The 20,967-nt window shown below is 54.7% G+C and carries 22 protein-coding genes and 1 riboswitch; of the genes, 3 read left to right on the top strand and 19 right to left on the bottom strand.

The genetic code is table 11. The features are described from left to right. Nucleotides 1-2 precede the first annotated feature (2 nt). Nucleotides 3-164, bottom strand: coding sequence for a YnfU family zinc-binding protein (locus NYE85_RS21400; RefSeq protein ID WP_004954320.1), 162 nt, complete (start codon nucleotides 162-164; stop codon nucleotides 3-5). Nucleotides 165-240: 76 nt separating this feature from the next. Then, nucleotides 241-720 carry a cold-shock protein gene (locus tag NYE85_RS21395; protein ID WP_039991019.1) on the bottom strand — a complete coding sequence of 160 codons (480 nt, stop codon included), beginning with the start codon at nucleotides 718-720 and terminating at the stop codon, nucleotides 241-243. 299 nt (nucleotides 721-1,019) lie between these two features. On the opposite strand from NYE85_RS21395, the gene cspE reads away from it, so the two are divergent. Further along, nucleotides 1,020-1,229 (top strand): transcription antiterminator/RNA stability regulator CspE, encoded by a 210-nt coding sequence (gene cspE / locus NYE85_RS21390; protein ID WP_002210315.1) that lies wholly within the window; start codon nucleotides 1,020-1,022, stop codon nucleotides 1,227-1,229. Between the two features lie 57 nt (nucleotides 1,230-1,286). On the opposite strand, the gene NYE85_RS21385 is transcribed toward cspE, so the two are convergent. The 3 genes from NYE85_RS21385 to crcB all read right to left on the bottom strand — a co-directional run bounded on the left by NYE85_RS21385 (nucleotide 1,287) and on the right by crcB (nucleotide 3,745). After that, nucleotides 1,287-2,480 carry a Bcr/CflA family efflux MFS transporter gene (locus tag NYE85_RS21385; protein ID WP_259006728.1) on the bottom strand — a complete coding sequence of 398 codons (1,194 nt, stop codon included), beginning with the start codon at nucleotides 2,478-2,480 and terminating at the stop codon, nucleotides 1,287-1,289. Continuing rightward, nucleotides 2,473-3,084, bottom strand: a complete 612-nt coding sequence (locus NYE85_RS21380) for a TetR/AcrR family transcriptional regulator (protein WP_259006727.1) — start codon at nucleotides 3,082-3,084, stop codon at nucleotides 2,473-2,475. The genes NYE85_RS21385 and NYE85_RS21380 overlap by 8 nt, the downstream gene beginning before the upstream one ends. 277 nt (nucleotides 3,085-3,361) lie before the next feature. Beyond that, the gene (crcB, locus tag NYE85_RS21375) at nucleotides 3,362-3,745 is read right to left on the bottom strand and encodes a fluoride efflux transporter CrcB (RefSeq protein WP_259006726.1); all 384 of its coding nucleotides are present in this window, start codon (nucleotides 3,743-3,745) and stop codon (nucleotides 3,362-3,364) included. 175 nt (nucleotides 3,746-3,920) lie between these two features. Beyond that, nucleotides 3,921-3,983: riboswitch (Fluoride riboswitch) on the bottom strand. Between the two features lie 177 nt (nucleotides 3,984-4,160). Between crcB and tatA the strand changes: the two genes are divergently transcribed. Beyond that, nucleotides 4,161-4,367, top strand: a complete 207-nt coding sequence (gene tatA / locus NYE85_RS21370; protein WP_259006725.1) for a Sec-independent protein translocase subunit TatA — start codon at nucleotides 4,161-4,163, stop codon at nucleotides 4,365-4,367. A gap of 99 nt (nucleotides 4,368-4,466) precedes the next feature. On the opposite strand, the gene lipA is transcribed toward tatA, so the two are convergent. The 14 genes from lipA to leuS form a co-directional block, all read right to left on the bottom strand. Next, nucleotides 4,467-5,432 carry a lipoyl synthase gene (lipA, locus tag NYE85_RS21365; RefSeq protein ID WP_259006724.1) on the bottom strand — a complete coding sequence of 322 codons (966 nt, stop codon included), beginning with the start codon at nucleotides 5,430-5,432 and terminating at the stop codon, nucleotides 4,467-4,469. Between the two features lie 560 nt (nucleotides 5,433-5,992). Continuing rightward, complete coding sequence (locus tag NYE85_RS21360) at nucleotides 5,993-7,081, bottom strand: acyltransferase (RefSeq protein WP_259006723.1); 1,089 nt, start codon at nucleotides 7,079-7,081, stop codon at nucleotides 5,993-5,995. 566 nt (nucleotides 7,082-7,647) lie between these two features. Next, nucleotides 7,648-8,316, bottom strand: a complete 669-nt coding sequence (lipB, locus tag NYE85_RS21355) for a lipoyl(octanoyl) transferase LipB (RefSeq protein WP_259006722.1) — start codon at nucleotides 8,314-8,316, stop codon at nucleotides 7,648-7,650. Nucleotides 8,317-8,450: 134 nt separating this feature from the next. Further along, entirely contained in the window at nucleotides 8,451-8,717 is a 267-nt protein-coding gene (gene ybeD / locus NYE85_RS21350; protein WP_004965965.1) for a DUF493 family protein YbeD, read from the bottom strand. A gap of 203 nt (nucleotides 8,718-8,920) precedes the next feature. Continuing rightward, on the bottom strand, nucleotides 8,921-10,132 hold the full coding sequence (dacA, locus tag NYE85_RS21345) for a D-alanyl-D-alanine carboxypeptidase DacA (RefSeq protein WP_259006721.1): 1,212 nt from the start codon (nucleotides 10,130-10,132) through the stop codon (nucleotides 8,921-8,923). Between the two features lie 162 nt (nucleotides 10,133-10,294). After that, entirely contained in the window at nucleotides 10,295-11,377 is a 1,083-nt protein-coding gene (rlpA, locus tag NYE85_RS21340) for an endolytic peptidoglycan transglycosylase RlpA (protein WP_259006720.1), read from the bottom strand. A gap of 10 nt (nucleotides 11,378-11,387) precedes the next feature. Further along, the gene (gene mrdB / locus NYE85_RS21335; RefSeq protein ID WP_004965959.1) at nucleotides 11,388-12,500 is read right to left on the bottom strand and encodes a peptidoglycan glycosyltransferase MrdB; all 1,113 of its coding nucleotides are present in this window, start codon (nucleotides 12,498-12,500) and stop codon (nucleotides 11,388-11,390) included. A gap of 6 nt (nucleotides 12,501-12,506) precedes the next feature. After that, the gene (gene mrdA, locus NYE85_RS21330; RefSeq protein ID WP_259006719.1) at nucleotides 12,507-14,402 is read right to left on the bottom strand and encodes a peptidoglycan DD-transpeptidase MrdA; all 1,896 of its coding nucleotides are present in this window, start codon (nucleotides 14,400-14,402) and stop codon (nucleotides 12,507-12,509) included. A gap of 36 nt (nucleotides 14,403-14,438) precedes the next feature. Then, entirely contained in the window at nucleotides 14,439-14,909 is a 471-nt protein-coding gene (gene rlmH / locus NYE85_RS21325; RefSeq protein WP_004965954.1) for a 23S rRNA (pseudouridine(1915)-N(3))-methyltransferase RlmH, read from the bottom strand. 3 nt (nucleotides 14,910-14,912) lie between these two features. Then, entirely contained in the window at nucleotides 14,913-15,230 is a 318-nt protein-coding gene (gene rsfS / locus NYE85_RS21320; protein ID WP_039992842.1) for a ribosome silencing factor, read from the bottom strand. Nucleotides 15,231-15,318: 88 nt separating this feature from the next. Further along, nucleotides 15,319-15,981, bottom strand: coding sequence for a nicotinate-nucleotide adenylyltransferase (gene nadD / locus NYE85_RS21315; RefSeq protein ID WP_259006718.1), 663 nt, complete (start codon nucleotides 15,979-15,981; stop codon nucleotides 15,319-15,321). Continuing rightward, the gene (holA, locus tag NYE85_RS21310) at nucleotides 15,971-17,005 is read right to left on the bottom strand and encodes a DNA polymerase III subunit delta (protein ID WP_259006717.1); all 1,035 of its coding nucleotides are present in this window, start codon (nucleotides 17,003-17,005) and stop codon (nucleotides 15,971-15,973) included. The genes nadD and holA overlap by 11 nt, the downstream gene beginning before the upstream one ends. Further along, nucleotides 17,002-17,574 (bottom strand): LPS assembly lipoprotein LptE, encoded by a 573-nt coding sequence (gene lptE / locus NYE85_RS21305; protein WP_259006716.1) that lies wholly within the window; start codon nucleotides 17,572-17,574, stop codon nucleotides 17,002-17,004. Before lptE ends, holA begins: the two co-directional genes overlap by 4 nt. 14 nt (nucleotides 17,575-17,588) lie before the next feature. Beyond that, the gene (gene leuS, locus NYE85_RS21300) at nucleotides 17,589-20,171 is read right to left on the bottom strand and encodes a leucine--tRNA ligase (RefSeq protein WP_259006715.1); all 2,583 of its coding nucleotides are present in this window, start codon (nucleotides 20,169-20,171) and stop codon (nucleotides 17,589-17,591) included. A gap of 264 nt (nucleotides 20,172-20,435) precedes the next feature. Between leuS and NYE85_RS21295 the strand changes: the two genes are divergently transcribed. Next, nucleotides 20,436-20,918: a zinc ribbon-containing protein gene (locus tag NYE85_RS21295; RefSeq protein WP_259006714.1), complete on the top strand. Its 483-nt coding sequence runs from the start codon at nucleotides 20,436-20,438 to the stop codon at nucleotides 20,916-20,918. The last annotated feature ends 49 nt before the right edge of the window (nucleotides 20,919-20,967 follow it).

Genomic DNA, 20,967 nt, shown 5'->3' with positions numbered 1-20,967 from the left:
GCTCAGCCCTGCTGTGGTTTGAATTTAACGCCGCAGTTTGGGCAAATCAGCATCACGCTTTGCTGCAGGCGCGAGCACTGTTGATTGGTGACATAGGCACATTTCGGGCAGGCGATTCGCATGGTGCGATGAATGATGCCTTTAACGTCGCGGGACTCAGACATGGCAGCTCCCTGTGTGAGGTGAAAGTCCACGCTAACACAGGTGCTTTGAAATTGCCTTAGGGATTTGTTGCCGGCGTTACAGCGCCTTCAACGCGCTCAAGGTTTCATCCATATCAATCTCGTGTTCGGAGAAGGTGTGGGTGACGTTTTGAAAGGTGACGATCGACAGCATGCGCAGGCTTTGCATGGCTTGCGGCTCGGCCGCCGCCTGCGGACGGATGCGATTCATCAGCAGGCCGACTGACAGCACGGTATTTTCTTTGTCCACCTCGGCTTTTACCGGCACTTCTTTGGTGAAGGTGTGGAACGACTTGATGCTGCTGATCTTGATGCGCTCATTGGCAATGATGATGTATTTGCTTGGTGCCAGAACCTTAACCGCAAAGGCGGAAGGGCCCTTGGCATTGTTGGTCGGTTCAAAGGTGACCGCGGCGTTTTTCTTTATCAGCTCCGGGTTTTGCACTTTAATCACGTGAAAATAACGATTTTCTCCGTTCTCATCGGTAATAAAGCCGAAGCCTTTGTCTTCAAAAAAAGTCGTTATCTTGCCGTTCATGGTCATTCTCATCAGTTTGTACAATACAGTGCCTATGATAGCGCGGAATGTGGCGCAGTGACAGCCGGGCAACGCTCGCGGAGGCGCTGTAACCGGGACGTCTGGCGTGCCAAAACCCCTGTTCGTCATGTCTGGCGGCGGTGCTTTACCGGCATGTTGAAGCGGGAGTGGGGGGACATGCGATTATTTCATTTTTTATTGGTTTTATGTGATCTCGGTGGTGGACAAAATCTCGCCCAGTTGCTGTACTGTAATGGACACACGTTTTGTGTCTTACATTCACGTTAAAGGTAAGTTTGATGTCTAAGATTAAAGGTAGCGTTAAGTGGTTTAATGAATCCAAAGGTTTCGGCTTCATTACCCCGGAAGATGGTAGCAAGGACGTTTTCGTTCACTTTTCTGCCATCGCTAGCAATGGTTTCAAAACTCTTGCTGAAGGCCAGCGTGTAGAATTTGAAATCACGAACGGTGCCAAAGGGCCATCTGCTGCTAACGTTATCGCTATCTAAGCTATAATTGCTAATATTCTTAAAACCCGCTCATCGAGCGGGTTTTTTATTGCCTGTTCATGCCGCCTGCGGTTTACGCACCAGCGTGGTGAACAGCGTAATGGCGATGGCATAACAGCCGACGATGGTCAGAGCCATTGACGTGCTGGAGGTGCCACCCAAGCCGGTAATCGGCACGGTGCAAGCGCCCAGCGCGAACATGCACACGCCAATTAACGCCGATGCGCTGCCGGCCCGATCGCCCTGACTTTGCATCGCCAGCGACGAGGCAGTGGGGCCCACGGTGCCAACCACCGCTACCGACAGGAACAGCGGCACCAGCAGCAGTATCAGCGGCGCATGCAACCAGCCGGCCAGCAGTAGCAGCAGCGACGAGACGGCCGCCAGGCTCAGCCCGGCTTTCAGCACCCGCAGTTCGCCGAAGCGATGGCTTAGCCGTGCCGCCGTTTGGGCGGAAATCACCAGACCTATACCGTTAATCGCAAAGCACAGGCTAAACATTTGCGGGCTAAGCCCGTAAATTTCTTGCAGCACAAACGGCGAGGCGCCGATATAGGCGAACATGCCGGCCATCACAAAACCCTGCGTCAGGCACAGGCCGATAAACTGGCGTTGGCGCAGCAGGCCGCCCAGCGACATCAGCATGGTCAAAATACCGCCCTGGCTGCGACGCTCCGCGGGTAATGTTTCATGCAGTTTAAGTAACGAAAGGGCAAACAACAGCAGGGCGATCAGCGCCAGCGCGCCAAAAATACCGCGCCAATCCATAAACTTCAGCAGTACGCCGCCCAGCACCGGAGCGACGATCGGCGCCAGTCCGTTTACCAGCATCAATAGCGCAAAAAAACGCGTCAATTCATGGCCGGAATACAGGTCGCGGGCGATGGCGCGAGAGATCACCGCGCCGCCGGCGCCGGCCAGACCCTGCAATAAACGGGCGATCAGCAACTGATCGATACTGGGAGCCAGCGCACACCACAGCGAGGCCGCCAATAGCAGCAGCAGTGACAGCAGCAAGGGGCGCATTCGCCCCAGCTTATCGCTGTAAGGGCCGAATATCAGCTGACCGAGGCCCAGACCTAGCAGGCCAGCGGTCAGGCTCAGCTGTGCGGTGGCGGTGGCAGTGTTCAGTTCCCCGGCCAGTTCCGGCAGGGCGGGCAGATACAGGTCGGTACACAGCGGGCCAAGCGCTGCCAAAAGGCCGAGCACCAGCGCATAAATCAGGCGCTGGCGGTGTTGTTGTTTAGTCATTAGGAATTTCTGGCTGGTGGAAAAGATGAGAGATGGCCTGCCGATACAAACCTTCCAGCAGGATGATGTCAGCTTTTTGCGTGGTCAACAGGCGGTAGCCGGTGCCTTCGCTCAGCACCGCGATGAACTCGACCCGAGCGGCGATTTCCGCATCGCTAAATTGCGGATAGAGCGCCTTCAGGTTGCGGCAGACATGGTGGAACAGACGCGCTTCGGCATCGCTGAGCATCTTGGCGACGAGCGGGTTGCGTGTGGCTTCGGCGGTGACTTCCAGCATCAGCAGGTGATCGATCTCGCTTTGGCCGGGCATTTGATACAGCGTGCGGGCGGCGAGGGTACCGGCGATCAGATTGATATGGTCGCTGATGTCTTCCAGTCGCCGCATTTTATCATTGATGATACGGTTGACGATTTCTTCAATGATGGCGTCCTTATTGGCGAAATAGCGATAGATCTGGCCAACGCTCAGTGCAGAGCGCTGGGCGATTTCCGCCATGCTGGCCGCGTGAAAGCCGCGTTGCCGGAAGCAGATTTTCGCGGCATCGACTATTTGGTTGCGTCGCAGTTCAGCCTTGGCCTGTCTGCTTGCCGTTGGGGTTGGCATAGCCCGATCCTGTGCCAGCAAATCGCTGACGTTTGAGTGTGAACGTTCATTCTCAATTGTAAGGCAAGATCGGCTTTTTGTGGAGTTTTTTACAACCGTGCTAATAACGTTAGGCGAACAGGTATACGTTGATGAACGTCACCACGATTGCCAGGCAAAATACGGTCGCGGCCATTTCAGACAGGTTTTTTGGCAAGCTCGGCATGGGAATCTCATCCAGTTGATCACACTGGAGGAGATTATCCGTACGCAAGATTAAGAAAACATTAAGCTGAGGTTACTGGCCGCCGATCCAATTGACCAACATGAACGCCAATAGGGTCATTGTCAGCGATCCTGCCAGGTTAATCAGCGCATTAGTTAACGCCCAGAGCATGCGCCCGTCCTGGATCAGGTAAACAACTTCTAACGAAAACGTTGAAAAGGTCGTCAAACCGCCGCAAAAGCCAGTAGTGATCAAGAGACGCCAGGTGGCATCAATGGAGCCCGCACGGCTAAACAGGGCCATCGCCAAGCCGATGATAAATCCACCCAGCAGATTGACTGCCAGCGTGCCAAGCGGAATATGCGCATGCAGCGGATTCAGTTTCATGCCGACGACCCAGCGCAGTACGCTGCCCAAACCACCACCAATAAATACAGCTAGCAAAGAACTCATCATGATCAGAAAATCCCTTCATTAAAATTGACCATCTCAGATAGGCGGTGCTCAACTATTCATGTTGCCGATGGGGTAGTTCAGCGATCCCGCACAACAGCGTGAAGAATCAATGCCAGCCATGCCGTTGCGGTTTGCGATATGACAAGTACCGGCGCAATGCTACCCACCTCTCTGAGGTGACGTAGGCATCATCAGCCGGTAAGGGCGGTTATGGAGGAATGCCATCTCCCAGGGAAGAAATCTTACACCTTGCGTGCCGGCTTTTGTAGTCCCGTCAGCGGCCAGCACGCGACCATGACGATCTAACTCTGTTACAGGTTGTAGTTGTTTTAGCCGATCAAAAGTAGGTAAATATCCACAGGCAAGGTTTGTTTCTTCGCTGCGTCCGCAGCAAACATGAATAGAGAAGGAATATATGGAAGGTATCAGTATTACCAAACTGCTGGTGATTGCCGTGTTGATCGTACTGCTGTTCGGCACCAGTAAGTTGCGCACCCTGGGCGCGGATCTTGGCGCGGCGCTGAAAGGCTTTAAAAAAGCGGTTGGCGATGATACGCCGCCGGTGCAGAATAACGCTGAACAACAGACCACGGCGCAAAACGTCGAAAAGAAAGACCTCTAACCGCAGCGTCGAGGAAATAACAAAAACGGATGCCGCAAGACATCCGTTTGGTGTTTTTACTGGGCAAAGCGTAACAAAAAATTACGCTCTTACCGCGTGCTATTTGACTTCCATGCCTTTGGCCTGCAGATCGGCATGATAGGAAGAGCGCACAAACGGGCCGCAGGCTGCATGAGTAAAGCCCATTGCCAGCGCTTCTTCTTTCATTTCGTCAAACTCGGTCGGGCTGACGTAACGTTGCACCGGCAGGTGGTGACGGCTTGGCTGCAGATACTGGCCCAGCGTCAGCATGGTCACCCCGTGGCGGCGCAGATCACGCATCACCTCAACGATTTCGGCATTGGTTTCACCCAGGCCGACCATCAGGCCGGATTTGGTCGGAATATCCGGATGTGCTTCCTTGAAACGCTCCAGCAGCTTCAATGACCATTCGTAGTTGGCGCCCGGACGCACCTGGCGATAAACGCGCGGCACGTTTTCCAGATTGTGGTTGAACACATCCGGCGGCGTCGCGGTCAGAATATCCAGCGCGCGATCCATTCGGCCGCGGAAGTCTGGCACCAGCGTTTCGATCTTGATGTTCGGGTTTTTGGCGCGAATGGCGGCAATGCAATCGGCAAAGTGCTGGGCACCACCGTCGCGTAGGTCATCGCGGTCAACCGAGGTGATTACCACGTAGCGCAGGCCCATATCAGCGATGGTTTGCGCCAGCTTTTCCGGCTCGTTGGCGTCGGGAGCCACTGGGCGGCCGTGCGCCACATCACAGAACGGGCAGCGACGGGTACAGATGGCACCGAGGATCATAAAGGTGGCGGTGCCGTGGTTGAAGCACTCGGACAGATTGGGGCAAGAGGCCTCTTCACAGACTGAATGCAGGCCGTTCTTGCGCATGGCGGCCTTGATACCCTGGATACGCGTTGAATCGGCAGGCAGCTTGATCTTCATCCACTCGGGTTTACGTAACAGCTCCTGCCGTTCGGTGACCACCGTTTTTACCGGGATCAACGCCATTTTGTCTGCATCGCGGTATTTTACGCCGCGTTCCATCTGAATTGGTTTACTCATAGTCTTGCAGGTTCCAGTTACGAGAATAGACTTTTTTTGTTTTTTAAAATCAACAAATTAAATAGTCTTAGTGAAAAGCAGGTAAAATATTGGTGTTACTATACCACTTTTACCATGATCCATTCAGCCCCTCTTGTATCATTATGAAAGCCAGTCATGGCCATTGTTTTGTGCTTTGTCATAGCCTATGCAACGTCCGTTTAGCCCAATCTCGTCCTACATTTGTCCATCGATCTTGATGGTATGTGCACTCTTTAGCCTTGTTGTGGCTGCGGGGCAGGGCTGCGTGTAGAGTTTTCTGTGGTAAACCTCGCGGGTGCATGGGGGAGCATCGGGGTGAAATGAGATGCGATCGGTAGCTTGCCCTATCGTGGTAAGGCGTTGTTGATAGGAGGAGCCAAGACTGAGCCATGCGTAACAGATTAAAGAAAATTATTCATTGAACTGTAAAACGGAGGTTACTGTCGTGATGGGTAATGTTGAATAAAGTGAAAGTAAGTTTTATATACGTTCACTTTATTCATTAACTGGCATAAGTCATCCGGCAAGCGGAATAACGACTAAGCCTTTTCTTTAGTTTTTATTATCTGGTGCTTGATAGTATCAAAGTATAATTGAGTTTGCGCTACTGGCTTCTCAATAACGAATGCGAAGAGGGATTTCCAAACGGATGATAATCTTTTTTCAATGATAAAGTGTATCAGAGTTGCAATTAGATATACGGAGGCAATAAGCAGCACGTAAACATATACTTTATTTTCATTTGTCGCAAACTTGTTCAGCATCATATAGCCGAAGTGAGCATGGATCAAATAAATAGGGTAGGTTAATGCGCCGGCTAATTTAGAACCTTTTAGCTTCAGTTTGCCAAAGGTAGTTGTGTTTTGCAGGAAGAAGAACAGGTAAAAGATAGTAATGACTGCTAGAATGATGAACGATTCACTACTGGATCCATGTCCCGATAACTCTCTGCGATTAATCATATAGAGAGTGCCAATTATATACAACGCTGCCAGCATGATAAGCCGAGTGAACGAAAAACGTTCTTTTAACATTGCAAATAGTGCTCCAGAAACAAAGAAGCAGTAATATCCACCCATATAGACATGCTCACCTATGCCTATGAAATACGAAGCAACTATTACGGCGGCCCAGCCGATAATTATTTTTTCTAGCTGGTTTTGTAGTCCGATGAATAACAGGGCAAAAATAAGTAGGTAGAATTTCAGTTCAAATATTAACGTCCAATAAACGCCATCAACGTCACTAACCCCTAACATTGATTGCAGCATAGTCAAGTTGACTAATACCGTTTTTATATTTACTGACATTGATTCGCCACCGAGGAAGTAAGCAAAGGTAGCTGTGAAAATGACTGCAAACCAATAGGCGGGGTATAATCTTATTACTCGTGAGGCAGCGAACTTTGCAGCACTTCTGTTTTTAGCAGAGTAAAATATGACATAGCCGCTTATCATAAAGAACAAATCTACGCCGAGATAACCGTATTTGGTGATTTCAGTAAGCCCAGGAATAAAATCAATTGTATAAACTTTACCATTATTAATACCGTTAAAGGTATAGTGGAAAAGAACGACCATTAGTGCGGCAAAGTGTCGTGCATAATCTAGTAGCTCTAACCTCTTCATCCTAATTATTCCTTACCCACCAGCGAGAATTTTATAATTTCAAACGACAACCACCGAAAAGTAATCGTTACTCGTAATGTAAGCGCGCTCATTCGCGTTAGTTGTTCCAATTACCAGCTAGCTTTTAGCTGGCTGGTTGGGATGTCTCGTCATTTTTACGCAAAACCACCCCTACAATTCACTAACATGAAGAGTAACTAGTTTATTGAACTTTTTTTGGTTTTTGTCAATTAAAAACTTAACAAAAGATGAGATTTAGGATTTGACCTTCTCTTGGCAGGCAAAGGCGAGAATTAATTGCCTGATATTTTAGGATTTTTCATGGTTGATTTAATATGTTCGATCTGATCTTTTTGCGGGGGGAGGGGTTGGAATTAGTAATTATATTGCAGAATAGAATAATAGTGCTGCGGTTGAAGGCACCTGAGTGAAGTTAAATTAATAAAAAATTTAAAAAAAGCAAGAATCTGACGCTGTACATATCATTTTCTTGCATTGACCCGATCGGCCCACATCAGAAAAGCAAATTGCTTTCTTTATTGATTAATTATGTTGGGAGCTAAATATTAAAGATAGTCGTTGATATCCCAGTTACCAGACTCGACCGTCTGGTAGCCGAGTAAATGAACAAATTCCTGAACCAGGATGGGATGTACGTCTTCTATGCCAACGCCGGGCACCAGCGCACTGACCTGGGTCATCTGCATACCGGCGTAGCCGCAGGGGTTGATACGCTGAAACGGACCGAGATCCATCGACACGTTAAGGGCCAGGCCGTGGAAGGAGCTGCCCTTGCGGATCCGCAAGCCCAGGGAACAGATTTTTTGCTTGCCCACGTAAACGCCAGGCGCATCGGGGCGTGCATGCGATTCAATGCGGAAGTGGGCGAGGGTATTAATAACGGTGTCTTCAATGGCGGTGACCAACTGGCGAACGCCCACCTTATTGCGCTTAAGATCGACCATCACATACAGCACCTGCTGGCCCGGACCATGGTAGGTGACCTGGCCGCCGCGATCGCTCTGGACCACCGGGATATCGCCGGGCATCAGAAGGTGTTCGGCCTTGCCGGCCTGCCCTTGCGTGAATACCGGCTGATGCTGCACCAGCCATAGTTCGTCGGGCGTGGTTTCGCTACGGCGATCGGTGAAGTTGTGCATGGCTTGGGATACAGGCGCATAGGGCTGCAACCCCAGCTGACGCAAAATGATCTTATTGTGTTGCAAATGAGTCATCGTCAGGTTACAGAAGTGGTAAAGCCATTATACCGGGCGCTCTGGCTCGCGACCAGCATTTCGCTGACCAAAAATACGCAACCCGGGCAGAGTATGGCCAAGCCCGGGTTGCTAAGCAGTGTTTTATGCTGTGATTACAGCACCATGCGGACAATTTCAATATTGCCCAACTCTTCGTATAAGGTTTCCACCTGGTCGATATGGCTGGCGGTAATGGTGATGGAAACGGAGTGGTAGTTGCCTTTGCTGCTCGGCTTGACCTGCGGGGTATAATCCCCTGGCGCATGGCGCTGCACCACTTCAACCACCTGGTCTACCAGCTCGGGTTGCGCCAGGCCCATCACCTTGTAGGTAAAGGAACAGGGGAATTCGAGCAGTTCGTTCAGTTTAGTTTTTTGCATGTGCGCTCCAGAGTGACATCTTTTAAACCCGGCATTATTGGCGTTGCGGCATGGCTTGTACGGCGTCTCGGCAGGCTGGCAAACCAGCTAGCCGGAGTCAGTGTACGCAGCTTCAAATCTGCGGGCTGTATAAATTATAACTCCCGCCGGAGCGAGAGTTAGTGTTAATTGCTATATGTGGGCGTTTTCGCCGATTTCAAGCGTTAGCCGAACCAGTGATGGAACATCAGTTTGATGTAATCCACGATACGGCTGACGAAGCCGCCTTCCTTCACTTCACTCAATACCACCAGCGGGCGTTGATCGATGGTCTTGCCATCCAGTTGGAAGTTGATGCTGCCAACCACCTGGTTTTTCGCCAACGGTGCGTGAATTTCCGGCGTGTTGAGCACATAGCTGGCTTTCAGGTCTTTCATCCGGCCGCGTGGAATGGTCAGGTAAACGTCTTTGTCGACGCCCAGTTCGACGCGATCGGCGTCACCGAACCACACGGGTTCAGAGGCAAATTCCTTGCCGGCTTTCAGTGGTGCGACGGTTTCAAAGAAACGGAAGCCCCAGGTCAGCAGTTTCTTGCTTTCGGTTTCACGGCCTTTATAGGTACGGCCGCCCAGTACCGCAGAAATCAGACGCATCTGGCCTTCGGTCGCCGATGCCACCAGGTTGTAGCCTGCGGCAGAGGTATGGCCGGTCTTGATACCATCAACGTTCAGGCTGGTATCCCACAGCAGGCCGTTGCGGTTCACCTGCCGGATGTTGTTGAAGGTGAACTCTTTTTCTTTATAGATGGCGTATTCATCCGGCACATCGCGGATCAGCGCCTGGCCGATCAGCGCCATGTCGCGCGCCGAGCTGAATTGACCTTGCGCATCCAGGCCGTGCACGGTCTGGAAGTGGGTATTCTGCAGGCCCAGTTGCTTGACGTAGGTGTTCATCAGATTGACGAACGCGTCCTGGCTACCGGCAACGTAATCGGCCATCGCCACGCAGGCGTCGTTACCAGATTGCAGGTTGATACCGCGGGTCAGTTTGGAAACCGGCACGCGATCGCCAGGCTTCAGGAACATCAGCGAAGATCCCTTGAACACCGGGTTGCCGGTAGCCCATGCGTCTTGACCGACGGTCACCAGATCTTCCTGGCCGATTTTGCCGGACTTGAGCGCCTGGCCGATGACATAACTGGTCATCATTTTGGTCAGGCTGGCGGGATCGCGACGTGCATCCGCATTGGATTCCGCCAGAACTTTACCGGAGTTGTAATCAATCAGGATGTACGATTCCGCATCGATTTGCGGGACACCCGGGATCATGGTTTTGATATTAACATCATCGGCATGTGCGCTATTGGCTGCGCTCATCGCGATAACGGTGCCGAGCGCTATGCTCTTGATTATGCGAAAAGAAGTTACATGTTTCATGATCTGGACTACAACATCCGTGAGAAAGTAAATGAAAAAACGAGCCACACTATAACAGATGGGATCCCGGCAAGCATTAGTCATTCATCCGACTAACAATGCTTTACACATCTTTTGCTGAAAGAAAATGTTTCCGTGGATTCTCGCCAGCCGGGTATCTGTTTAAGGTGCCACAGTGACAAATGATTGTTGCTGTGCCTGAGTTGCCAATCGTTGCTGCAATTGCAGCGCCTGCTGACGATCGCTGAACGGGCCAAGCTGCACACGGTACACGTTTCCGCTGTTGGTCACGGCGCCCGGCACGCTGAACTGCTGGCTGAGCTGTTGTTGCCACTGCTGTGCACGTTCGGCATTGCTCAACGCGCCGACCTGCACCACGAAACCGGATGCAGAACCGCCGCCGGCAGAGGCTGCGCTGGCTGTCGCAGCACCTGCCGCCACGCCGACGGCAGCGGGTGCTACCGCGTTAACCGGTTCGTCGCTTTCCAGCACGCCTGCCGGTACGGCGCTTGGCGCGCCGAGGAAGCCGCTGCGGCTGTTGCCGGCTGCGGGTGTTTCGCCGTTGTTCAGGCTGGCATTGTCAATCGGACGGACGTCGTTGGCGTTCAATGCCGGCGGATCTTGCTGAATGGGTGTTCCCATGGCGCCGCTGCTCAGATCAGGACGCGCCGGTAGCGCATAGCTCTGCTTGGCGACGGTGGTGCCGATGGTGCCCGGTCCGCTCAAGGTACCGTCCGGGGCGACGTTGATAAAATCAACCTTCACCTTGGTATTGTTCGACAGGTTCAAACGATCGGCCGCGGCTTTGGACAGATCGATAATACGCCCCTTGGTATACGGGCCACGGTCATTGACGCGCACTACCAGCTGGCGGCCGTTGGCCAGGTTGGTCACCCGCACGTAGCTTGGAATCGGCAGAGTAGGGTGCGCGGCGCTCAGTGCGTTCGGGTCAAACGGCTCGCCAATGGCGGTAGTATTGCCATTGAGCTCTTCGCCATACCAGCTGGCCAGCCCGGTTTGCGAGAAGTTTTGCGGATCCTTGACGATGCGATAGGTGTCGCCATTAACCTTATAGTCCTGGGAGGTGCCAGGGTTATAGGGTTCATAGTGAGGCTCCACGCCGCCAATCTCTACCACCGGCCCGTTATATGGCTGTTGCGGCGGGGCCTGCTGTTCTGTCGTTGTGGTGGTGCAGGCGGAAAGCAATACCGCAACCGCGCCAATCCAAAGCCATTCCTTACGCATTACTCACCTCTTATAAACTCTTAGACAGCATTTTCCGATGCGTGTGGATCGACATCACGATGCCGAACCCAGCCATAAGCACGATCAGCGCCGATCCACCGTAACTGACCAGAGGCAAAGGTACGCCAACTACCGGCAAAATGCCACTGACCATACCAATGTTAACAAACACATAAACGAACAGAATCAGCATCAACCCGCCGACCATCACGCGACCAAAGGTGGTTTGCGCCTTGGCCGCGATCATCAGCCCGCGAATGATCACCAACAGGTACAGCGCCAGCAGCACCAGTACGCCGATCAGCCCCAGTTCTTCCGCCAGCACGGCAAAAATGAAGTCGGTGTGACGCTCTGGCAAAAACTCCAGCTGCGACTGGGTGCCGTGCAGCCAGCCTTTGCCCGACAGGCCGCCGGAACCGATGGCGATTTTCGATTGGATAATATGATAGCCGGCGCCCAATGGGTCGCTTTCCGGATCGAGCAGCATCATCACGCGGTCACGCTGATAGTCATGCATCAGGAAGAACCACAGCACCGGAATGAACGCGGCGAGCAGCACCGCCGCGACGGCGATCAGCTTCCAGCTCATACCGGACAGGAACAGCACAAACAGCCCGGACGCGGCAATCAGAATCGAGGTGCCGAGGTCCGGTTGCGCGGCCACCAGCAGCGTCGGCAGGAAAATGAGCACCAGCGCAATGCCGGTGTTTTTCAACGACGGTGGGCAGACATCGCGGTTCATAAAGCGCGCCACCATCAGCGGCACGGCGATTTTGGCGATTTCCGACGGTTGAAAGCGCACGAAGCCGAGATCCAGCCAGCGCTGGGCGCCTTTACTGATTTGGCCGAAGGCGTCCACCAGGATCAGCAGGATAACGCAGAAGATATACAGATACGGTGCCCAGCTTTCATACACCCGCGGCGGGATCTGCGCCATTACGCCCATCACGATCAGGCCCATGACGATTTGGCCGATCTTGCGCTCCATCATGCCGATATCCTGGCCGCTGGCGCTCCACATGACGAAGGCGCTGTACACCAGCAGGGCCAGAATGAACAGCAGGAACGTGGGATCAATGTGGATTTTGGTCCAGATCGAGCCCTTTTGTTGGCTTTCTGTCATGGTCTGTTACTCACCTTCTGAACCGGGCGCCGCCGGTGGCGCGTCCGGTAATTGCGTGTTGTCATCACCCAGCAAAATATGATCCAGGATCTGGCGGGTAATGGTGCCGACCGCCGGGCCGGCGCCGCCGTTTTCCAGAATGATGGCCACCGCGACCGTTGGGTTTTCGTACGGCGCAAATGCGGTCATCAATTTGTGGTCACGCAGATGCTCTGCGAGTTTGTGGGCGTTATAGGTTTCATAGCCGAATACCTGTGCGGTACCCGATTTCGCCGCGGCTTTGTACGGTGTCTTTTCAAAGTACTTGCGTGCAGTGCCGTTAGGACGATTGGCAACGCCGTACATGCCGTCTTTGGCAATTTCCCAGTAGCCGGAGTGAATATCGCCGATCTGCAGGCTTTCCTGCTGGCGGAACGGCACCCGCGCGCCGTTGATTTTGGTGCTTTCCAACAGGTGCGGCGTTTTGACGTTGCCGTCGTTAATCAACGTGTTGAGCGCCTTGGCCATCTGGATAGGCGTGGCGGTCCAATACCCCTGGCCGATACCGACCGGGATGGTATCTCCCTGATACCAGGGTTTCTTGTAGCGTTTGAGTTTCCATTCGCGCGTTGGCATCAGGCCGGAGCGCTCCTCGGAGAGATCGATACCGGTATAGTCGCCGTAGCCGAACTTGCCCAGCCAGCTCGACAGTCGGTCGATGCCCATGTCATACGCCACCTGATAGAAATAGGTATCGGCGGATTCTTCCAGCGCTTTGGTTACGTTCAGGCGGCCGTGGCCCCACTTTTTCCAGTCGCGAAAACGCTTTTCCGAGCCGGGCAACTGCCACCAGCCGGGGTCGAACACCACGGTGTTTTTGGTGATCACGCCGGCGCTGAGGGCAGAAACGGCAATGTAGGGTTTTACCGTCGACGCTGGCGGATAGACGCCCTGCGTCGCGCGGTTGATCAACGGGCGATTCGGGTCGTTCAACAACCCTTGATACTCTTTGCTGGAGATGCCGTCAACGAACAGATTCGGGTCATAGCTGGGGTTGGACACCAGCGCCAGGATACCGCCGGTTCGCGGATCGCTCACCACCACTGCGGCACGGCTGCCGACCAGCAACTGCTCGATATAACGTTGCAGGTTGAGATCGAGCGTCAGATAGATGTCTTGCCCGGCGGACGGCGGCTGTTCGTGCAACTGGCGGATCACCCGGCCGCGGTTGTTGACTTCAACCTCTTCGTAGCCGGTTTTGCCGTGCAGCGTTTCTTCGTAATAGCGCTCGATGCCCAGCTTGCCAATGTCGTGAGTGGCGGCGTAGTTCGGCATTTTGCCGTCTTTGTTCAGACGTTCGACGTCACGGTCGTTGATTTTCGACACGTAGCCAATTACATGGGTAAGGGCGGAACCGTAAGGATAATAGCGACGCTGATAGCCTTTGACTTCCACGCCGGGAAAGCGGAACTGGTTGACCGCAAAGCGGGCGACCTGAACTTCGCTCAGCGCGGTTTTTACCGGTATGGAGACGAAGCGTCGCGAGCGTTTGCGCTCTTTTTCAAAGTTGGTGATGTCGTCATCGGTCAGATCGACCACCGGGCGCAGCGCTTGCAGCGTAGCCTGCAGATCGTCGACCTTTTCCGGCATCAGCTCAAGCTGGTAGATGGTGCGGTTGAGCGCCAGCGGCGTGCCGTTACGATCGTAGATAATGCCGCGGCTGGGGGCGATTGGCACCAGCTTGATGCGGTTTTCATTGGAACGGGTACGGTAATCCTCAAAGCGGTCGATCTGCAAATTGTACAGATTGGCGATCAGGACGCTGGTCAGCGCCAGAATAACCAAGAACGCCACCAGGGCGCGGCGTACAAACAGGGCAGATTCAGCCGTATAGTCGCGAAAAGGGTTACGTTCTATTTTCATCCCGTTGTTTTATTTCACTCTCACTGTCAGCGCCGGTCATTCCCGGTGGTAAGGATGATTGGTCGTAATGCTCCAGGCACGATAGAGGCTTTCCGCCACCAATACGCGCACCAGAGGATGCGGCAGCGTTAGCGGCGAGAGTGACCAGCTCTGTTCCGCAGCGGCTTTACATGCCGGCGCCAGCCCTTCCGGACCACCGATCAGCAGGCTGACGTTGCGGCCATCCTGTTTCCAGCGTTCCAGCTGTTGTGCCAACTGCGGCGTTTCCCATTTGCTGCCGGGGATATCCAGCGTGACGATACGGTTGCCTTTGCCCACGGCCGCCAGCATTTGCTCGCCTTCCTTGTCCAGAATGCGTTTGATGTCGGCATTCTTGCCGCGCTTGCCTGCCGGGATTTCGGTCAGCTCAAACGGCATATCTTTAGGGAAACGGTGCAGATAATCCATAAAGCCGGTCTGAACCCAGTCCGGCATTTTGGTGCCAACGGCGACCAGTTGCAGTTTCACCGCTTAACTCCAGAGCTTTTCCAGTTCGTACAGGCGGCGGCTTTCTTCCTGCATCACGTGTACGATCACTTCGCCCAGATCGACAACCACCCAGTCAGATGCTTCCTGGCCTTTCATGCCGAACAGTTCCATGCCCTGGGCACGGGATTCCTGCACCACGTGGTTGGCGATCGACATCACGTGGCGGGTTGAGGTGCCGGTGCAGATGATCATGCAGTCAGTGATGCTGGATTTGCCCTGGACGTCCAGAGCGATAATGTCTTGGCCTTTCAGGTCATCGATTTTATCGATAACGAAATCTTGGAGCGCTTTACCTTGCAAAGGTTCCCCCTCGGGTGTGTTCTGTTCAATCGGTTTCATGCAGGCGGATACCTGAAAAATAGCGGCGCAGTATATCACGGGGTCTGAGCTAGCGATATAAACCCTGCAACTCGATATAGCGCTGCACCGAACGCGGTAAGAGATCATCGCAACTGATGCCGTGATGGCGGCGTTCGCGGATCTCGGTGGCGGAAATTTCCAGCAGCGGGGTCTGCGCCAAATAGAGATAGCCCTGCGGCCGTTCGCTCAGCGCGGCGGCGTCACGGATGCGATGCGCCTCCAGCCAGCGTTGCAGTGCCGGCGTCTCCATCTGCTCACCGTAGCCCGGGCGCGCCAGCACCAGCAGGTGGCAATAACTCAGCAGGTCCTGCCAGCGGTGCCATTTGTGCAGGCTCAGCAATGAATCCTGACCAATGATAAACGCCAGTGGCTGCGTGCTGCCACGTTCTTTACGCAGCGTTTCCAGCGTCTCAACGGTGTACGACGGAGAGGAGCGCTGCAATTCGCGATCGTCAACGGCAAACAGCGGGTTATCGGCGATGGCCAGCTCGACCATCGCCAGACGTTGCTGGGCGCTCGCTTCCGGCTGCGGACGGTGCGGCGGTACGTGGTTGGGCAGTAGCGTCACCTGGTTGAGGCCGACTTCAGCGGCCAGCGCTTCTACCGGCCGCAGGTGGCCGTAGTGAATCGGATCAAAGGTGCCGCCGAACAGGGCGTGCAGCGCCGCGGCGCGCGGTGGATTAGTGGGCATCGGGGACGCTCGTGGCCAGAGGTTTACCACACAGCAGCATCGACAGGCTCTCCAGTTGTGGCCATACCGATTGGCCATAGTCCTGTTTCAGCGTGATTTCGATCTGCGTCAGCAGGTGCACCGCCTGTTGCAGCTGGGCGGCGGACAGCCGTTGCAGCGCTTGTGTGATCGGGTTACGACGATTCTGCCAGACTTTGTGCTGGTCGAAGAGGGTACGCAGCGGTGCGCTGGCCATGCGGCGTTGCAGCGTCAGCAACATCAGCAGCTCGCGCTGCAACGTACGCAGCAGGATCACCGGCTCAACGTCCTCCTGTTGCAGCTGTTGCAGGATATGCCAGGCACGTTTGCTTTTGCCGGCCAGCAGCGCATCCAGCCAGTGATATGGCGAGAAGTGCGCGGCGTCGTTTACCGCCTGCTCAACGCGCGGCAGCGTCAGTTTGCCGTCCGGATACAGCAGTGACAGCCGTTCCAACGCCTGTGCCAACGCCAGCAGATTGCCTTCGTAGCAGTAGCACAACAGCTGGTTGGCGGCGTCGTCCAGTTCCAGCTTCATCGTTTTGGCGCGCGTTGCCACCCAGCGCGGCAGTTGTGCCTGCTCCGGTGTCTGACAGGTGAGGTAAACGCCGTTTGGGCTCAGTGCCTTGAACCAGGCGCTGTTTTCCTGCGCCTTGGTGAGGCGTGGGCCGCGCAGCATCAGCAGAATGTCGTCATGCAACAGACTGGACAGTTTCACCAGCTGTTCACCAATCGGCGCTGTCGGGCCGTTTTCCGGCAATATCAGCAATAGCGTTTGCCGGCTGGCGAACAGACTCATCGCCTGGCAGATGCTGAAGATGGCATCCCAGTCGGTGTGAGCATCGAGGGAAATACTGTAATGTTCGCTGAACTGCTGCTGTTGCGCGGCCTGGCGAATCAGATCCTGGCTTTCCTGCAATAACAGCGGTTCATTGCCGCTCAGTAAATAACAAGCGCGCAGCCCTTCTCGGAGCTGCGCGGCAAGTTGTTCAGGGTAAAGGCGGATCATTGCGCTGGGCGACTTACCGGTTGCTCAGCGACGGCCGCCGCGGCTGCTGCGGCTTTTTGCTGGGCGTCTTCTTCTGCCGCATGCACGCTCAGCAGTTTACGCACCAGTTGCTGTGCTGCCTGCTGACGCATTTCCTGCAGGATGATTTCCTGCTCGGAGTCTTTTGCCAGCGCGGTAAGCGGGTTGTCGAAGAACGAGCGGAAGACCTTCGCATCCAGCGGATAGATGTCGTGGCCCGGGATCAGTACCTGCGCCTGGACGGTCATGACCATCTGGTATTCCGCAGTTTTGCCGTCCTGGAAGATTGACACCGTGTCCTGGCTCTGCTTGGTGCCGACGATACGCAGGGAAGGGATGTCCTGACGCTTGGCATCCTTGACGATGGTCACGCCGTTCAGACGCAACTGTTCACGCACAGCGCGAGTCAGCGGACCGTAAGGGTCATAGCTGTCCAGCATCAGCGTTTTCATTTCCGAGGGAACCTGCGTGGTACCACGCAGGTGAAAACCGCAGCCGGCGGTGACCAGCACCGCCAACCCCAGCAACAACGTCATAATACGAAGTCGCACAACGCCTCCTTGTGTTAACCCACAACCAGGTTAAGCAATTTGCCCGGAACATAGATCACTTTACGTACCGTGACCCCGTCCAGATATTTAGCCACCAGATGTTCCTCAGCGGCACGTTCACGCACCTGTTCCTCGGTTGCATCGGCTGGCACGGTAATTTTAGCGCGAACCTTGCCATTGACCTGTACCACCACCAGTTTGGAGTCTTCGACCATGGCGGCGTCATCGGCCTGCGGCCATGGCGCGGTGTCGATATCGCCAGCGCCACCCAGCGACTGCCACAGGTCAAAGCACACGTGCGGCGTGAACGGATACAGCATGCGCACCACGGCCAGCAACGCTTCCTGCAGCAGCGCGCGATCCTGCTCACTGTCCTGCGGCGCGCGGCCCAGTTTGTTCATCAGTTCCATCACTGCGGCGATGGCGGTGTTGAAGGTCTGGCGACGGCCAATATCATCGGTTACTTTGGCGATGGTTTTGTGCACATCGCGGCGCAGCGCTTTTTGATCTTCGTTCAGTGCCGCAACGTCCAGCGATTGCACCGCGCCTTTTTCGAGGTGATCGAAAGCCAGTTTCCAGACGCGTTTCAGGAAGCGGTTGGCACCTTCAACGCCGGACTCCTGCCATTCCAGCGTCATTTCTGCCGGCGACGCGAACATCATGAACAGACGCACGGTGTCGGCACCGTATTTTTCCACCATCTCCTGCGGATCGATGCCGTTGTTCTTCGACTTCGACATTTTGCTCATGCCAGCATAGACCAGTTCGCGGCCTTGTGGATCGGTTGCTTTGACAATGCGGCCTTTTTCGTCGCGTTCAACGGTGGCGTCAACCGGGGAAACCCACACGCGCTCCCCGCCGTTGCCGGTGTAGTAGAAGGCGTCGGCCAGCACCATCCCCTGACACAGCAGGCGTTTGGCCGGCTCATCGGAATCCACCAGGCCGGCGTCACGCATCAGCTTATGGAAGAAGCGGAAATACATCAGGTGCATGATGGCGTGTTCGATACCGCCGATATACTGATCGACCGGCAGCCAGTAGTTGGCAGCAGCCGGATCCAGCATCCCGTCGTCATACTGCGGACAGGTGTAGCGCGCGTAATACCAGGAGGACTCCATAAAGGTGTCGAAGGTATCGGTTTCACGCAGGGCCGGCTGGCCGTTGACGGTGGTCTTCGCCCACTCGGGATCGGCCTTGATCGGGCTGGTGATGCCGTCCATCACCACGTCTTCCGGCAGGATCACCGGCAGCTGCTCTTCCGGCGTCGGCATCACGGTGCCGTCTTCCAGCGTCACCATTGGAATTGGAGCACCCCAGTAGCGCTGGCGGGAAACACCCCAGTCGCGCAGGCGGTAGTTGACCTTGCGCTGGCCTACGCCCTTGGCGACCAGCTGGTCGGCAATGGCATTGAAGCCGGCTTCGTGGTCCAGACCGTCGAACTCGCCGGAGTTGAACAGCGCGCCTTTGTCGGTCATGGCTTCGCTGCTCACGTCAGGCTGGCTGCCGTCAAGATTGAGGATCACCGGCGCGATGCGCAGATCGTATTTGGTGGCAAACTCCCAGTCGCGCTGATCGTGGGCTGGCACGGCCATTACCGCACCGGTACCGTATTCCATCAACACAAAGTTGGCGACCCACACCGGCAGTTTTTCACCGCTTAACGGGTGGATGGCAAACAGGCCGGTGGCCATGCCTTTCTTTTCCATGGTCGCCATTTCGGCTTCGGCAACCTTGGTGTTGCGGCATTCTTCGATAAACTCGGCCAACGCCGGGTTGTTGATGGCACCTTGTTGCGCCAGCGGATGGCCCGCTGCGACTGCGACGTAGGTTGCGCCCATGAAGGTATCCGGACGGGTGGTATACACCGTGACCTTTTCGTCGCTGTCGGCGACGTCGAAGGTGATTTCCACGCCTTCAGAACGGCCAATCCAGTTGCGTTGCATGGTTTTTACCTGCTCTGGCCAGCTTTCAAGCGTGTCCAGATCGTTCAGCAACTGATCGGCGTAAGCGGTGATCTTGATGAACCACTGCGGGATTTCCTTACGCTCGACTTTGGTATCGCAGCGCCAGCAGCAGCCGTCGATTACCTGTTCGTTGGCCAATACCGTCAGATCGTGCGGGCACCAGTTGACCGCGGAGGTTTTCTTGTAGACCAGGCCTTTTTCGTACAGCTTGGTGAAGAACCACTGTTCCCAGCGGTAGTAGTCGGGCTTGCAGGTAGCGATTTCACGATCCCAGTCATAGCCGAAGCCCAGCAGTTTCAGCTGGTTCTTCATGTATTCGATATTGTCGTAAGTCCACGGCGCTGGCGCGGTGTTGTTTTTGACCGCGGCGCCTTCTGCCGGCAGGCCGAAGGCGTCCCAGCCGATCGGTTGCAGCACGTTTTTGCCCAGCATGCGCTGATAACGGGAAATTACGTCGCCAATGGTGTAGTTGCGCACATGGCCCATGTGTAGACGCCCGGAAGGGTACGGCAGCATGGAGAGGCAATAGTACTTCTCTTTGCTGGCGTCTTCGGTCACCTTGAATGTCTGCTTTTCTTGCCAGTGACGCTGTACGTTGGTTTCTATATCTTCGGGGCGATATTGCTCTTGCATGGCGGCTGGTGGTCCTGTAGGTGTCAAACAGCTACATCCGTAGCATTTTGTTTAGTATTTAGATCCGCATAGCATAGCTGATAAGGCCTGCCGGCAACAACTCCAAGCGCCCCTGCGCCGGCGTATTTAAATTTATGCCCGCCATGATGCGCTTCACAACCTGGTAATCCCATTGCTTGCCAAGTGACATCAGTAATTTACGGCTAAAATGAGAACAGGTAGTTTAAAACGGCTTCTGTCGCAGACGTTCATCGAGGAGAGAATATGAACAAGGTTGCTCAGTACTATCACGAATTGCTGACATCACTGACCGAGCGTTTAAAGAACGGTGAGCGTGACATTGACGACCTGGTCGCCAGCGCCGAACGGCGGCTCAATGCGGTTGGCGAGCTGAGCCACGCCGAGGTGGAGCAGGTAAAACAGGCGGTTCGACGCGATCTGGAAGAGTTTGCCCGTAGCTATGAAGAGAATCGCGATGATTTTACCGATAGCGTCTTCATGCGGGTAATTAAAGAAAGTCTGTGGCAGGAACTGGCGGATATCACCGACAAAACCCAGTTGGAGTGGCGCGAAGTATTTAAAGACGTTAGTCACCACGGGGTATACCACAGCGGCGAAGTGGTGGGGTTGGGGAATCTGGTGTGTGAAAAATGCCATCATCACCAGGCATTTTACACACCGGAAGTGCTGCCAAAATGCCCGAAGTGCGGGCACGATCAATTTCAGCGCCGGCCGTTTGAGCCGTAATGCCGCGGCGGTGCAGCGCATTTCTGCGACCCCGCCGGGGGGCGGCGGG

The sequence above is a fragment of the Serratia sp. AKBS12 genome, from assembly GCF_024793895.1.
Lineage (GTDB): Bacteria > Pseudomonadota > Gammaproteobacteria > Enterobacterales > Enterobacteriaceae > Serratia_F.
The sequence above is the reverse complement of the archived record's forward strand: the minus strand, read 5'-3'. Positions and strand labels throughout refer to the sequence as shown.